At 57.7% G+C, this 14,673-nt stretch carries 15 protein-coding genes and 1 pseudogene; 8 read left to right on the top strand and 8 right to left on the bottom strand.

Annotated elements, in window-relative coordinates; all coding sequences use genetic code 11:
• Positions 1–8: 8 nt before the first annotated feature.
• A complete protein-coding gene (locus tag ABTV29_RS18250) occupies positions 9–950 on the bottom strand; it encodes an AEC family transporter (protein ID WP_433766038.1) in 942 nt (313 codons plus the stop codon).
• Between the two features lie 93 nt (positions 951–1,043).
• A complete protein-coding gene (locus ABTV29_RS18255) occupies positions 1,044–2,150 on the bottom strand; it encodes a mandelate racemase/muconate lactonizing enzyme family protein (RefSeq protein ID WP_433766039.1) in 1,107 nt (368 codons plus the stop codon).
• 249 nt (positions 2,151–2,399) lie between these two features.
• Between ABTV29_RS18255 and ABTV29_RS18260 the strand changes: the two genes are divergently transcribed.
• A complete protein-coding gene (locus ABTV29_RS18260) occupies positions 2,400–3,146 on the top strand; it encodes a FadR/GntR family transcriptional regulator (RefSeq protein ID WP_433766041.1) in 747 nt (248 codons plus the stop codon).
• Positions 3,147–3,203: 57 nt separating this feature from the next.
• On the opposite strand, the gene ABTV29_RS18265 is transcribed toward ABTV29_RS18260, so the two are convergent.
• The 4 genes from ABTV29_RS18265 to ABTV29_RS18280 form a co-directional block, all read right to left on the bottom strand.
• A complete protein-coding gene (locus tag ABTV29_RS18265; RefSeq protein WP_433766043.1) occupies positions 3,204–3,662 on the bottom strand; it encodes a MarR family winged helix-turn-helix transcriptional regulator in 459 nt (152 codons plus the stop codon).
• A gap of 150 nt (positions 3,663–3,812) precedes the next feature.
• Positions 3,813–4,265 carry an Ohr family peroxiredoxin gene (locus tag ABTV29_RS18270; protein ID WP_433766045.1) on the bottom strand — a complete coding sequence of 151 codons (453 nt, stop codon included), beginning with the start codon at positions 4,263–4,265 and terminating at the stop codon, positions 3,813–3,815.
• Between the two features lie 79 nt (positions 4,266–4,344).
• A complete protein-coding gene (locus ABTV29_RS18275; protein WP_433766046.1) occupies positions 4,345–4,779 on the bottom strand; it encodes an Ohr family peroxiredoxin in 435 nt (144 codons plus the stop codon).
• 431 nt (positions 4,780–5,210) lie between these two features.
• Positions 5,211–6,125, bottom strand: coding sequence for a hypothetical protein (locus ABTV29_RS18280; RefSeq protein WP_433766048.1), 915 nt, complete (start codon positions 6,123–6,125; stop codon positions 5,211–5,213).
• A 350-nt stretch (positions 6,126–6,475) separates the two neighbouring features.
• Here ABTV29_RS18280 and ABTV29_RS18285 point away from each other — a divergent pair, with 350 nt between their 5' ends.
• The 6 genes from ABTV29_RS18285 (at position 6,476) to ABTV29_RS18310 (ending at position 11,132) form a co-directional block, all read left to right on the top strand.
• Positions 6,476–7,150 carry an NADPH-dependent F420 reductase gene (locus ABTV29_RS18285; protein ID WP_433766050.1) on the top strand — a complete coding sequence of 225 codons (675 nt, stop codon included), beginning with the start codon at positions 6,476–6,478 and terminating at the stop codon, positions 7,148–7,150.
• Positions 7,151–7,186: 36 nt separating this feature from the next.
• Positions 7,187–7,405, top strand: a complete 219-nt coding sequence (locus ABTV29_RS18290) for a DUF4287 domain-containing protein (RefSeq protein ID WP_433766052.1) — start codon at positions 7,187–7,189, stop codon at positions 7,403–7,405.
• A gap of 105 nt (positions 7,406–7,510) precedes the next feature.
• Positions 7,511–8,533: an LLM class flavin-dependent oxidoreductase gene (locus ABTV29_RS18295; RefSeq protein ID WP_433766054.1), complete on the top strand. Its 1,023-nt coding sequence runs from the start codon at positions 7,511–7,513 to the stop codon at positions 8,531–8,533.
• A gap of 30 nt (positions 8,534–8,563) precedes the next feature.
• The gene (locus ABTV29_RS18300; protein ID WP_433766056.1) at positions 8,564–9,286 is read left to right on the top strand and encodes a haloacid dehalogenase type II; all 723 of its coding nucleotides are present in this window, start codon (positions 8,564–8,566) and stop codon (positions 9,284–9,286) included.
• A 185-nt stretch (positions 9,287–9,471) separates the two neighbouring features.
• The gene (locus tag ABTV29_RS18305) at positions 9,472–9,930 is read left to right on the top strand and encodes an REP-associated tyrosine transposase (protein ID WP_433766058.1); all 459 of its coding nucleotides are present in this window, start codon (positions 9,472–9,474) and stop codon (positions 9,928–9,930) included.
• 215 nt (positions 9,931–10,145) lie between these two features.
• Positions 10,146–11,132, top strand: coding sequence for an MBL fold metallo-hydrolase (locus tag ABTV29_RS18310; protein WP_433766060.1), 987 nt, complete (start codon positions 10,146–10,148; stop codon positions 11,130–11,132).
• Positions 11,133–11,372: 240 nt separating this feature from the next.
• On the opposite strand, the gene ABTV29_RS18315 is transcribed toward ABTV29_RS18310, so the two are convergent.
• Both ABTV29_RS18315 and ABTV29_RS18320 read right to left on the bottom strand, forming a co-directional pair.
• Positions 11,373–12,938, bottom strand: a complete 1,566-nt coding sequence (locus ABTV29_RS18315) for a hypothetical protein (RefSeq protein WP_433766061.1) — start codon at positions 12,936–12,938, stop codon at positions 11,373–11,375.
• A 493-nt stretch (positions 12,939–13,431) separates the two neighbouring features.
• A pseudogene (locus ABTV29_RS18320) lies at positions 13,432–13,737 on the bottom strand (TolC family protein); the annotation flags it as partial.
• Positions 13,738–14,103: 366 nt separating this feature from the next.
• Here ABTV29_RS18320 and ABTV29_RS18325 point away from each other — a divergent pair.
• Positions 14,104–14,664 carry a YSC84-related protein gene (locus ABTV29_RS18325; protein WP_433766062.1) on the top strand — a complete coding sequence of 187 codons (561 nt, stop codon included), beginning with the start codon at positions 14,104–14,106 and terminating at the stop codon, positions 14,662–14,664.
• Positions 14,665–14,673 lie beyond the last annotated feature (9 nt).

Here is a 14,673-nt window from a genome sequence, read left to right on the forward strand (position 1 = left end):
ACCCGCTGTCAAACCGCGGCAACGCCTCCATCGATCAAATAAATCGCCACGGAGAACGTCACGATCGACAGGACGGTACTGACCAGAATCGAGGTCGCGGCTTCGCTCTGATAGGCGCCGGTCTGGTTCGCGAACATCGCCGGAATGGTCGCCGATGGCAGCGCGCACAGCAGGATCATCTGTTGTGCGTAGAGCCCATGCGTGCCCAGCAGAATAGTGGCGCCGAACATCAATACAGGGTGGATGAACAGCTTGAGGCCAAGGTTGGTCCAGACCTCGCCCGACATCTTCAGCTTCTCCGACGACATGATCAGGCCCAGGCACAGCAGGGACACACCTGGCGTCGCCTTGCCCAGCAGATTGAAAGACTCGGCAGCCAGCGGCGGCAACTTGACCTGCAGCAGCGAGAGCAGAATGCCCAGGGCCGGTGCCCACATCAGCGGACGGCGTACCGCACCGGACAGGCTCGACACGAACGCCTCCCTGCCGCTGCCCTTGCCATCGGCGATGGTCAGCAACATGGTGGTCAGCGGAATCATCACCAGGCTCGCGACCAGGTTCAGCACCAGCACCGAATAGATGCTGCCCACGCCGTACATGGCACCCAGGATCGGAATACCCATGAAGGCCGCGTCGGGGTAACCGTTGACGAACCCCTTGAGCGTCGCCACCTTCAGATCGCGCGTGCTGTACCAGCCGATCGCCAGCGCGATCAGGTACATGCCCATGATGCCGATGAACGTGGCCACGACGAATTTGAAGTCGAACAGTTGTTCACGGGGCGTGCTCGCCATCCCGACAAACAGCAGCGCCGGGAAGATCCAGCCGAGCACCAGCCGGCTGATCAGCAGGCTGTCCGACTGGCTGAGTCGTCCGCGCTTGCCGGCGATGTAGCCAAGCGCAATCACGAAGGCGACGGGCAGGATGGGCCCTACGATTCTGTCTAACATTTGCTCAATCCTCGTATTTATTTTTATCAAGAATGCGGCCATGACTGATCGAGGCCGACGCAGCGGTTGCGGCAGCGGCCTCGATCAACGGGGTCAGGGTTTGAAGCGGTAATCGCGGATGACGTCCTGGTTCGGCTCGATGCCGAGCCCCGGGCCTTGCGGCACCTTGATGCGTCCGTTGTGCGGAATGATGGCGTCGCCATAGAGCTGCGCTTCGAGATCGAAGTAACGCCACTCGACGAGCGACTTCGCCCCGCCGAGGGCCGCACTGCCGTGCACCGCAGCCAGCAGGCCCGGGCCGTCGTAAAAGGCGTGGACCATCACGGTGACGCCATGGGCGTTGGCCAGTGCATAGACTTTTTGCAGTTCGGTGATGCCGCCCATTTTCGCCGGGCTTGGCTGCACGAAATCCACTGCGCCGGCCTCAAGCAGGTGCTGGAAGTCCATGAGGGTCGAGGCGTTCTCACCCGCCGCGACGGGAATCCCGCCTTGCTGGCGAACCCGCGCCAGACCGGCATAGTCTTCCGGTGGCCAGACGGGTTCTTCTATCCAGCGCAGGTTCAGCGGGCGCAGTTTTTCGGTCATGTCCAGGGCTTCGCGCACTGACCACGGCGCGTTGACGTCGAGGGTGATTTCCACTCCGGGACCAGCGGCTTCGCAAGCGGCACGAATGACGTCGGGATCCACCTCATGCAGCTTGAGATGGCGGAAGCCGTCGTTGACCGCACGCTGCACATTGACGCGGATCAGCTCGGGGTCGGCATAACGGATCAGGCTCGCATAGGCCGCAAGCGACGTGGCCTCGCTGCCGCCCAGCAACTGGTAGATCGGCTGGCCGGCAGCTTTGCCTGCGATATCCCACAGCGCGATATCGATCGCCGACAGACCGTAGATGAACGCGCCGCTGCGACCGAAAACGTGGAATTTCTTCTGCAGGTCGCCCTGCAATTTCTCCCGTCGCGTGACGTCACTGCCGAGCAGTTCAGGCGCAAGGATGTTGTCGATCACCACTTTCACCGCCGGAATCGCGGTGAAGCCGAAGGTCTCGCCATAACCGACGATGCCGTCATCGGTAGTGATCTTGACCACCAGGGAATCGACCATCTGCAGGTCTTTCGGCCCCCAGACCCCGCCGGCTGACTTGCCCCCCGTGGTGAAGGGGATGCGAAGCGGAATGGTTTCAATGCTGGCAATTTTCATAAGGCCGGGCCTCAAGCAGGTTGCAAAATCGGCGCGGTGATTTGGATTTTTGCCGCGTCGGGTTGAGCACAACCTACATGACGTCCTGTTGTTCTTCAACTGAACAACTTGTGCTTTTTCGTAGACTTTGACTTTCACCAGATTAAGCTATTGTTTTTATTGATATTATTGTTTATGTCGGCATTGAACTTCAGTTTTGACTGTCTGGAACAAGTCTTCTGATGTAGATTAAGTAGACAAGTGAGAGGGATGAACATGAGTGAAATGAACCTGCAACCCGTGGCGCGCCGACCCCATCTTGCCGAGCACATCGCCCGTTCTTTGAGCGACGAAATCGCCTCCGGCCGACTGCGCCCGGGCGACCGTTTGCCGACCGAGCAATTTCTCTCGCAAAACTTCGGTGTCAGCAGGAACGTTGTCCGGGAAGGGATCGCGACGCTTCGGGCGCAGGGGCTGATCCAGTCGCGCCAGGGTGTGGGCGTATTCGTCTCGGCCCCGGCTCAATCCGCGGAACCTGTATCGGCAACGCCGCGTGCCAGTGAGCCGATGCTCGACGGTGACAATACGGTGCGCAACATGTTCGAAGTGCGGGCGGTACTGGAAAGCCAGGCCGCTGCACTCGCGGCCTCGCACATGACACCGGGCAAACTGAAAATGATTCAGGCAGCGGTCCTGCGCATGCAGTACGAAGGCGAGCCGACGCTGGAGACAGTCAACGCCGACCTCGACTTTCACCGGGCGGTGGCCGCCGCATCGGGCAATGATTACCTGGAGACAATGATTCGCACGGTGCTCGAACCGATGCGGGCCTTGATCACGATGAACTTCGCGCGGCGGGGCCCGATGTTCAGCAATATTCCCCATGCGGCGCGCGGGGAACATGAAGAACTGGTGCAGGCGCTGGTCGATCGCAATGCAACGGCGGCGCGGCAGATCATGGGGCAGCATATCGTTGCCGCGGCATCACGCTTCGGCTACGAGATCAATTTCTTCTGACAGGACCGCCGGAAGGCGGTTGTCTCATTGTTGAACAAGTGGATCACAAGATCCTGCTTATTCCCTGTCTTTCGTCGAGCGGATGAGATTTGTGCGTAATTTGACGATGGCTTTCTGCATTTGCTCGAAGTCATCGGGATCCAGCCCGGTCTGCGGAAAGCCGTCTTCCGTCAGGCCTTCGCGCAGTTCGCGCCCTTCCCTGGTCAGGCTGATGCGTACCTGGCGTTCATCTTCCGGGTCGCGTTGACGCAGCAAATACCCCATTGCCTCAAGCTTCTTCAGGATCGGCGTCAGGGTGTTGGATTCGAGGAACAGCTTTTCGCCGAGGCTGCCAACCGTCTGGTTGTCTTCTTCCCACAGCGCAACGAGGGTGATGTATTGCGTATAGGTCAGCCCGAGCCGTTCAAGCATCGGCTTGTAGGCCTTGCCGAAGGCGAGGTTTGAGGAATAGACCGCAAAGCACAGGAATTCAGAGAGCTTCAGGTCGAGGGCGGCTGGCTTCTTGGTCGATTTCATGAGCGTTCTCTGTGGCCAAAAACGAATGGATTGCGAGGCCCGAATATACATCGCATGCGATGGTATCGGTAGTGCTCGCTTTCCATGTCGCCTATGAAAGAGCACCACCGGTCCACCAGGGAGGCCCTGATGAACCGGCAGCGTGTCGCCTCAAGCAGTGATGACGTTGATGGCGACGTCGATGTTGCCGCGAGTGGCCTTGGAGTACGGGCAGATCGAGTCGGCGCGGTGCGCAAGTTCAGTCGCGACCTCGTTCGACAGGCCCGGCACGCTCAGGGTCAGTCGGGCCTGGAGGAAGTACTCCGCGCCGGTCTGGCCAAGATCCACTTCGATGTCGACAGCGGTATCGGCCGGCAGTGTCACCTTCAACTGTTGGGCCGCCAGCCCCACTGCCGCGATGTAGCAGGCCGACCAGGCCCCGGCGAACAGTTGCTCGGCTTTCGGGTGGGGCTGCACGCCGCTGAACACATGTGCCGGCGTGGTGCTGCCAGGCGAGGACAGCTCGATGTCGAGGCTGCCATTGTGGCCGCGCGAGGTGTTGCCGGTGCTGCTGTGAGTGGTGTGGGTTTTGCCGCTGGCCAGTACTTTTTCGATCTTGCTCATGATGATTGCCTCGGGTTTACAGGGATTAAATTCGTATGCGCTTGTATCGTACGCGATATATTAGCCAACTATTCAGGCGTTACGCCGTGATCACGTTCAGGGCAACGTCGATGTTGCCGCGCGTGGCTTTGGAGTAAGGGCAGATGGAGTCAGCGATGTGCGCAAGCTCGGTTGCGACGTCATGTGCCAGCCCCGGTACGCTCAGGGTCAGGCGAGCCTGGAGGAAGTAGGCCGGCCCTGTCTGGCCCAGGTCCACTTCAATGTCTACCGCCATATTCGCCGGCAACACGATATTACGCTCTTGAGCGACCAGTCCCACTGCTGCGGTGTAGCAGGCCGACCAGGCGCCGGCGAACAGTTGCTCGGCTTTCGGGTGCGGCTGGGTGGCGGCGAACACGTGGACTGGCTGGGCAGCACCAGGCGAAGACAGTTCGATGTCGAGGTTGCCGTTGCCGACAGCGCTGTGGGTGGTATGGGTTTTGCCGGTAACCAGGACTTTTTCGATCTTGCTCATGGGTGCTTCCTCACTGTTAAATTTTCTATGCGATAAGATCGCATGCGATGTTTATGGTGTAAAAAACGTGGTTCATCAAGCCGCTGGTGCAGTGATCCAGTTATTGCCGTTGTGGCCATCGAAAGCGTGAGCGGAAGAACGGGGCATTTTGTGGCTGCTTTCGATGTTCATGGCTGGGTCTCCAAAGGGCTGTGTATTTTTGATCGCTTTCGATTAGATCGCATGCGATGTACAAATACTCGTCCAAACGCCGGATGATGTCAAAGATTATTTTTCGTTCGGGCGACGAGCGGTAGATGATCTTTCAGCCGCAAAAAAAGATCGCAGCCTGCGGCAGCTCCTACAGAATGCGTGATCCTGTAGGAGCTGCCGCAGGGCGCGATCTTTGCCTAGCAGCGCACTGCGCCAATTTCATTGTTCAAGGGAAGGACCTAGTTCTGTGCCTGAACCGGTGCGCCTGGAGCGGCCGCCCCATTTCTTGCGGCATTCCTGGTCGCGTCAGCAGCCGCTCTGGCCGCATCCCGGGTTGCGTCCGCGTCTCTCCTGGCGGCGTCGCGGGCTGCATCGGCCGCGGCCCTCGCAGCATCTCGGGTTGCGTCAGCGTTTGGATCGCCAGCGGCTCTTGCAGCAGCCCTGGCGGCGTCCGCATCGGCTCGGGCGGCATTCCTGGTCGCATCCGCTGCTGCCTTGGCGGCATCACGAGCTGCGTCTGCATCCGCGCGGGCGGCGTCTCGGGCGGCGTCTGCATCGTTTCTGGCAGCGTCCCTGTCGCGATCGTTGTCATCATTGTCGTCGTTGTCACGGGCGTTGCCCGGACCTCTGTTGCCGGCTACGCCGCCATTGTCATCATTGGCATCGTTGTCACGGGCATTGCCCGGGCCTCTGTTGCCATTGCCAGCCACGCCGCCATGGTCATCGCCGTGCCCCTGGCCTGCATGACCGCCACCGTCTCCATGGCCGCCATTGCCAGCGCCGGCGCCGCCACCACCGTTGCCGCCACCGTTACCGCCGGCGCCACCGCCACCGTGGCCACCTCCGCCACCGTTGCCGTTACCACCGCCTCCGTTGCCATTACCGCCGCCTCCGCCGTCACCGTGGCCACTACCGCCGCCACCGCCACCGTTACCACCACCGGAGCCGCCGCCGTGGCCACCGCCACCGCCTCCGCCGCTACCGGAGCCGCCACCACCATGGCCGCCACCGCCGCCGCCTCCACCACCCCCGCCGCTACCGCCATCTCTGGCGTATACGCTGGAGAAACCACTGATGTAGTCCGGTACCAAGACAGTCGATGCCGACAGGACTCCGCCTATGGCCAGAGCCAGTAAACATTTGTTGATATGCATGATGAACCTCCGCTTGGAGCTGCGTAGTCATCTCCGTATCGAACGCAATATCCAGTGAGTTTCCAGCCGCCCAAAGTGCGGCCAGCCAACCGGCACGGCCATAAATCTGCAGCACTGACGAGCTACTGCGGTACCCGCACGATCCCTCGAAGCCAGTTAGCACATTTGCGTGGGAAATTTTCCCACATTTTCTTTAGAGAGGTACTGTCAACCCAAGTTCAACGGACGAATGGCTAGATTCAAACAAGCAGCCGATTCGAAAACCACTTGCCCGTCCCTCCTCGCCTTTCGCATCTCCCCTGGCTCTACTACGGTGGTTACATCACTTCCCGACCAGAGGGGCGCAGAGCATGTTCAAGATTCTGTTTTTGATGTTCTCCGGCTTGATCCTGTGCAGCGGCCAAGTCGCCGCGGACACCCTGAAAATCGGCGTGATCGGCGCCGGCAAGGTCGGCGGTACGCTCGGCACGCTGTGGGTCAAGGCCGGGCATTCGGTGATGTTTTCGTCACGCCACCCCGAGGAGTTGACCGAGCTGGTCAAAAACGCCGGCGCCAACGCCCGGGCCGGCACGGTCGCCGATGCGGCGAAATGGGGCGATGTGATCGTGCTGAGTGTTCCCTACGGCGCCATGCCGGCGCTGTCGGAACAGCTCAAGGGCCAGCTCAACGGCAAGGTGGTGTTCAGCACCAGCAACCCCTTCAGCGGACGTGACGGCGATATCGGGCGCAAGGCGCTGGAGACAGGCGTTTCATTGGCCGACCAGCAGTATCTGCCCGGCGTGCATCTGGTACGGGCCTTCAACGCCATTGGTTACCTGTCCATGAAAGACCAGTCTGGCCAGGGCAAGGCGATTCCGGTTTTCGCCGACGACGCCCAGGCCCGTGAAATGGGTGCCCGCTTGGTGCGCGATGCCGGTTTCGTCCCGGTGCCCTTCCCGCTGTCGCGAGCCGCTGAAGGCTTGCCGGGTGGCCCGCTCAGTGGCGTCTGGAGCGAAGCTGATCTCAAGCAAAAACAAAGCAACTGATGTGTATCACCGGACCGCAAAAAAGGAGCTTGCGTCATGACCGAAGAGACAAAAGTAAAAGGCCCCGCATCGTATTTCCCCTCGATTGAAAAGAAGTATGGGCACCCAGTCACTCACTGGCTGGACCTTCTCAAAACCCTGGAGGGCAAGAAGCACATGGAGATGGTGGCCGTTCTCAAAACCGAACACGGCATGGGACATGGGCATGCCAATGCTTTGGTGGCGTACCATTTGGCTTCCACCGCAAACGGCTGATTCACAACCAATGGTTGAAGCTGTCACAAAGACCAGTGGGCTACAGGTTGTGGATTGGGCGGACTACATTAGCGCCATCCACCCCATTCCTGTCGCGAGCGTCCCATGAAAAAAATCGGCTTCCTCTCCTTCGGGCACTGGACCCCGTCTGCGCATTCGCAAACACGTTCGGCTGCCGACGTGCTTCTGCAATCCATCGATCTGGCCGTCGCGGCCGAGGAACTGGGCGCCGACGGGGCGTTTTTCCGCGTTCATCATTTCGCCCGGCAACTGTCGTCGCCCTTCCCCCTGCTGGCAGCCGTCGGGGCCAGAACCAGCCGGATTGAAATCGGCACCGGCGTCATCGACATGCGCTACGAGAACCCTTACTACATGGTCGAAGATGCCGGCGCGGCTGATCTGATCGCCGGTGGGCGCTTGCAACTGGGCATCAGTCGAGGCTCCGGCGAGCAGGTCATCGATGGCTGGCGCCATTTCGGCTACGCGCCAAACGAAGGCGAGACCCATGCCGACCTCGCACGGCGTCATACCGAAGTGTTTTATGAATTGCTGCGCGGCAAGGGTTTCGCCGAGCCGAACCCGCGGCCCATGTTTGCCAACCCGCCCGGGTTGCTGCGGATCGAGCCGCACTCCGAAGGCCTGCGTGACCGGATCTGGTGGGGTTCGGGCTCGGTCGCGACGGCGGTGTGGGCGGCGCAAATGGGCATGAACCTGCAGACGTCGACACTGAAGAACGATGAGAACGGCCGCCCCCTGCACATCCAGCAAGCCGAACAGATCCGCGCTTATCACGAAGCCTGGAAACAGGCCGGGCATACCCGGCAGCCTCGTACGTCGGTCAGCCGCAGCATCTTCGCGATCACCAACGACATGGACCGGATGTACTTTGGCCGAGACAGCCAGAATGAGGATACGATCGGCTTTCTCGACGGTGACATCCAAACGATCTTCGGCCGAAATTACGCGGCAGAACCCGAGGCCCTGATCGAAGCACTCGCCAGGGATGAAGCCATCGCGGCGGCCGATACCCTGCTGCTGACCATCCCCAATCAACTGGGCGTGGACTATTGCGCGCATGTCATAGAATCCATCCTCAAGCACGTCGCACCCGCCCTCGGCTGGCGCTGAAGCGCGCCTTGTCCACACAGGAGACTGAACATGACCGGTATTGAAGACGTTGGATTCCTTGGCTTCGATGTCTTTGGCACCGTGGTTGACTGGCGTACGAGTATTGCCCGGGAATCTGCACCGTACTTGCAAAGGCTTGGCGTGCAGATCGACCCACTGGCCTTCGCCGATGAATGGCGGTCGCTCTACCAGCCCTCGATGCAACGCATCCGCTCGGGCGAGCGTGCCTTCTTGACACTGGACATTTTGAACCGGGAGAATCTCGAGGCGTTGCTGATCAGGCACGGCGTCGAGGCCGGACGACTCGAAGAATCGGATATCGCCGCCTGGGGTGCTGCCTGGGAGAGGCTCGACCCATGGCCTGACTCGGTCGAAGGCCTCACACGCTTGAAGCGACGCTTCGCCATCGGCCCGATCTCCAACGGCCACATCGCCGGGATGATGAACCTGGCTCGCTTCGGTGGTTTGCCTTGGGATGTCATCACCGGTGCGGGACTCGCCCGCGCTTACAAGCCTCAGCCAGAGGTGTATTTGAGGTCAGCCGAAGCCGTGGGATTGCCACCGCATCGTGTGGCCATGGTCGCGGCACACAACGACGATCTTGTCGCTGCACGAGCGTGCGGTTTTCGCACGGTATTCATCCGGCGTCCCACTGAATATGGCCCTCAGCAGACATCGGATCTGCATCCCACTCAAGACTGGGACATCGTTGCGGATTCGCTGAGCGAGTTGGCCGCAATGCTCAACTGTTGACGGAAAAAAATCGCAGCCTTCGGCAGCTCCTACAGGGGAACGCATTCCAAATGTAGGAGCTGCCGAAGGCTGCGATCTTTTGACTTTAAACAACGCCCTCGAAATACCGCGAAATTGCTTCGTTCACTGGGGCTCCCGACGGTAACTATCGTTCATCCATTACAACGTTGATGGAGAGCAATGGAATGCCAGTCGCTGCGAATGGATGCCACCTGCGTAAAGGTCGGTACTCGGAACCGGGACGCATTTATCTGATAACGACGGTTACCCATAATCGCCAACCTGTTTTTTCCGACTGGCGATCAGCACGCCTGCTCGTCGAACAACTGCGCGCAGCGGATGAAACTGAAATTGTCACGTCAATGGCTTGGGTAGTGATGCCCGATCACTTGCATTGGCTGTTACAGCTTCAACAGGGCTCGCTGGCTGACTTGGTGTGCCGCATCAAATCCCGAAGCTGCCGATCGATCAATCTCATGCGCGGCGTACAAAGCCGCCTATGGCAAAGGGGTTACCACGACCGAGCCTTGCGCCGGGATGAGGATCTGCAAGCCGCCGCCCGTTACATCACCATGAATCCGTTGCGCGCGGGCCTGGTGACGCGCGTGGGGGATTATCCTTTGTGGGATGCCATCTGGATTTAGAAGATCAAAATCAAAAGATCGCAGCCTTCGGCAGCTCCTACATTGGAACGCATTCCCCTGTAGGAGCTGCCGCAGGCTGCGATCTTTCAAGGCACCTGCGTGCACCCGCTGCATTTTCATAATACGAAAATTGCACTTCAGCCCCTCGAACCCGCGGCGTAAGGTTTTCACGATTCATTTGAGTCGAATCCATACCCTGCCATCGAGAACCCCAAATGCCCCCTGCTGAAAAACACCCTGCCCCGTTGTCTGTCCGGCTTTTGCTGACAGCGGCGATCGCGATCACCTCTTTGTCGGGCACCGGCACGACATTCGCCGCCGATGAACAACCTGCCCAGGATGACTATTTCCATACCGGTGCCGGCCATCATTACTTGCTGCGTGCCGACACGGACATCATCACCCACAGGCTTCGCAGCAATATCAGCGTGCTCGAAGGCTCCGGCGGCAACATCGTGGTTTTGTCGGGCAAGGACGGCATTTTCCTGGTGGATGCGGGCATCAGCAAATCCCGGGAAAAGGTCAAAGCGGCGCTCAAGGCGATCAGCGACGCGCCGGTCAAATACGTGGTCAACACCCACTGGCACTGGGACCACACGGACGGCAATGCCTGGCTGAACGCCGACGGTGCAACCATCGTCGCGCAGGTCAATACGTTGAAGAATCTGTCACAGACCACCCACGTCGACGACTGGAACTGGACGTTCCAGCCGGTTGCCAAAGGGGCCCGACCGACTGTGCTGGTGGATCGGGAAAAGACCTTCAACTTCGACTCAAGCAGGATCAAGGTCGAGAACTTCGGCCCTGGCCACTCCGACGGTGACCTGTCGATCTACTTTGAAAAAGCCGATGTACTGGCGATGGGCGATACGTTCTGGAATGCCGGTTATCCGTTCATCGACAACCAGGACGGCGGCAGTATCGATGCGGCCATCCATTGGGCCAACGAGGCCATCGAACGCACCACGGATCACACGCTGGTAATCCCTGGCCATGGTCCGGTGGGTACGCGGGCGCAGGTGATCGAGTTCCGCGACATGCTGGTGGCGGTGCGCGTTAACGTGGCGCGGCTCAAGCAGCAAGGGAAAACGCTGGAGGAGACTGTCGCCGCTAAACCCTCGGCGGCCTTTGATCAGAAATGGGGCCACTTCGTGATCAAGCCGGATTTCTTTGTAAAGCTGGTGTATGCCGGGTTGAAGTGATTCATCATTAGCGCTTATAGATCGCAGCCTGCGATCTTTTGCTTCAAGCGAACCCCATCAAAGGGCACCCATCAGCCAAGACCAATGGGTGCCTGCTTTTCGCCTGGTCAACCGAATCTATCTGATCCCATTACTCGATTCACCGTCATCTACTCCCGCAATACACTGTTGGAAATCCCCGACAGCCCATTGCACGATCGACCGTTCAGATGACTCACGAAAACAGTTTCGCCTTCTTTCTCAGTTCCCTTTTACCGCTAGTTTCTCGTCGTGCTCACAAAGATAATTTGCAAGATTTGCGGCAATTCTATTCAGAATTTCTTCTTTTTTCTCTTTTGCACTGTCCGTACGATTGTTTGAAAGATCGTGGGGCGTTTCGAGCTTAATTTCATCGTCCTTTCTCAAATAGTCGGTGGCAAAATTTAGCGGAAGATACGGAACATTTCGACCCGTCCGAGCATTGTGTTCACTGACTCTTTCGGCAATACAAGAGATCTCATTATCAATACTATTCGCCGAAAATTCGTCGAGCTTTTTCCGCTGACTAAAGTCCTCTTCATGGATCGTTGGAATACTCCCATGCATTCCAGTTCCCAATCGCTCGGCCAAAGGATTTTTCACATCGTGAATTTCACTTATCGTATTGGTGTGATTCAACCTTACGAAACGGGTTGGCGAAAAAATTCGCCCGTAGATATCATCCGGCTTTGTCAGTGTGCCCATTTTCGACACATATATGATTTGAGACGCTTCCAAATCTAGACATCTAGCAGCAACATCCCCGGCCATTCCCCCCCAGAACGAATCTTTGCAACCAAGAAAGTTGACAATCGACCCATGTGGGAGTTGAAACCTTTTTGAGCCATAATTTAGGTTTTGATGATCATCGATCTGTCTCATGTCCGACAACTTGTCTTTCAGACGCCCCTCCATATCGTCGACGTGCCCCAGGACAACGATATCACCAGATTTCACGAATTTTTTGTCCAGCTCTTTATGATCGACGAGGTTGGCACTCAATGTGGGAAGACTAATCGTCGTAATTAGTTTCTCTGCATCGTATTGCAGCACAGTGGACACCGCATATCGAACCAGAGCGACATAATGCTTGAAGTAGTCATCACCGGGAACCACAGCCGAGACGATCGTTTTTTGTCCATCTAACGTCGTTGCGCGATAAAACACAGGCCGGCCGTAGTTGTAATTCTTAGGCACGGGATTGTGGTTGAAGTCTATTTTCTCCAGCGACGCCAGACCGAAGCGCTTCGGATTGTCTTCCAAGATAACCGGACTGACCTGGATCATCTTGATTTGCTGTCCGGCCTTCATTGCGGCCTCAATCTCCGACATTGGCAACTTTTGAGTCGTAAATTTATTAATTGACCTCCCCATTGTATGGGTATCTTCAGTTGGATTGGGGAAGCCGAGTAACTCGTTAGGTGTTTGCTCAAACTGATAATACGTGAAATGCTCGCCAGTAACTCTGCTCGCAAGCAAGTGATCAATAGCGGAACTGAGCTTGCTTTCCCAATATGGCAAATTCGGTTTTATGCTGGAAAAACCACCTCCAACAATTTTTGCCCCTGCGCCAACACTTAGTAATTTTTTGGAAAGCTCTTCCTTTCCGAGAGCCGCACCTGCAGAACTATCCGTTTGCGCCTCTTGAGTCGGAAAATTCAGAACTTTGGGAGCTTGAGAGACCCACTCCAAACGTCCGCCTGTTGTTTTTTCGACGCATTTATAGTTCGGATGTTCTACAACTCCCGCTGAAGGGCCTAGCCCGGCCAATACAATTGTTACAGTCACTGGAATTCCTCTAAAAATTATCGATCAACATGAAAGCGTACTTTGAAGATCACCGACCTATTCGGAGTAATTTGCAGCGACTCCAACGCATAACTCCATGCTGATTAACATCTTTTGCTATGTCTTTCAAAAAGCGCTCAGAGCACGGATCACCAAGGGAATTGGATGAAAATTCGCCGACGGTACGTGTGTTCCGAGGTTTGAAATCGAACGAATACCGACCAAGGGTCAGAGGTTGTGCAAGGGCGGTTCAATAATGTCGCGCTCACTATCAACCACATATCTGTGGCGAAAGAGCTTGCTTCAGTCGGGTTGCGAAGCGATCCAAAAAATGGGCCTGCTGCGCAGTCCAACAAGGGCAAGCTCCCTCGTCACGAAGTGGGGAGCCATCACGACGGAAGCCTCGCGATGGTCGAGAACGATAACGCGCGAAGCCAGATGCAGCTTGGCACCTGCTGTTTTTTCGCGAGCTCGCTCCTACAAAAAGAGCGGATCACCAGTTCCTGGCCGCCACCTTATTGTCACCGGCATCCCACCCTCCACCCAGCGCCTTGTAAATCGCAACAATCCCCCGGTACTGATCGGTTTCCCCCAGTGCCTGGGCATCTTCGGCATTGAGCCGCTCACGCTGGGCGTCGAGCAACACGAGATAGTCCACGGCGCCTTCCTTGTATTGGGTCGCCGCCAGATACGCCGCCCTGCTCGATTCACTTTGCTTGATCAAAGACAGCAACCGCTACTGGCGCTTGCCGTAATCACTGAACGCGTTCTCCGATTCTTCCAGCGCCAACAACATCTCTTAGTAAAGCTGGTGTTTGCCGGGTTGAAGTGATTCATCGGTAGCCCGAAAAGATCGCAGCCTGCGGCAGCCGCTCAGCTCCACTCGTCCACCCTTGGGGATGCGTGGCTCCGGTTAGAAAAGGTTGGTGCGCTCTTCGTCCTTGGCATCCTGAAGTTGCGCTGTATTGGAACAGCCAAACGCGGGCCCCTGATAACGAACCCGGCCCACCCACAGCGGTCACAACAATTGATGGCATCGTGCTGCGCTCCCGCAGCAGGCTTTCACCCCCTACACTTCAGGGTGCTCCGGATAATATTCAGTGGGCTCCGCTCCTGATCAGGGAACCACTGCACCCATCCACTGCTCCCTCATTGGAGTACGCAAATGACTCAATCCATGCGGTTCTTCCTTTCGATCGTTCTCGCGACTGCCTCCCTGGTCTCGGCGAGCCTGCTGAACACCGCCGGCGCGGCCACCGCCGAAGACCTCAATGCCGACTCTCGGCAAGCATTGCAAGCGCTGTACAAGACCAATCCCTTCTCTGAAACCATCGCGCACAAGGCCAAGGCCGTGCTGGTCTTCCCGAACATCGTCAAGGCCGGCCTGGTGTTTGGCGGCAGTTATGGTGAAGGCGTACTGATGAAGGGCACGCAGGTCGAGGACTATTACAACTCCGTCAGCGGTTCCTGGGGCTTGCAAGCCGGCGCCCAATCCTACGGCTATGCGGTTTTTCTGATGACGGACAAGGCGCTCGACTACCTGGCGAAATCCAAGGGTTGGGAAGTCGGTGTAGGGCCAACGGTGGTGATGGTCGATGAAGGGGTGGCGAAAAACCTGTCCAGCTCGACGCTCAAGGATGATGCCTACGCGTTCATCTTCGACCAGCAAGGGTTGATGGCTGGCATCAGTATCGAAGGCACGAAAATTTCCAAGATCAAGCGGTGAGGTAGGCAA

Origin of the sequence: Pseudomonas putida (assembly GCF_050989985.1) — a bacterium.
Classification (GTDB): Bacteria; Pseudomonadota; Gammaproteobacteria; order Pseudomonadales; family Pseudomonadaceae; genus Aquipseudomonas; species Aquipseudomonas putida_AI.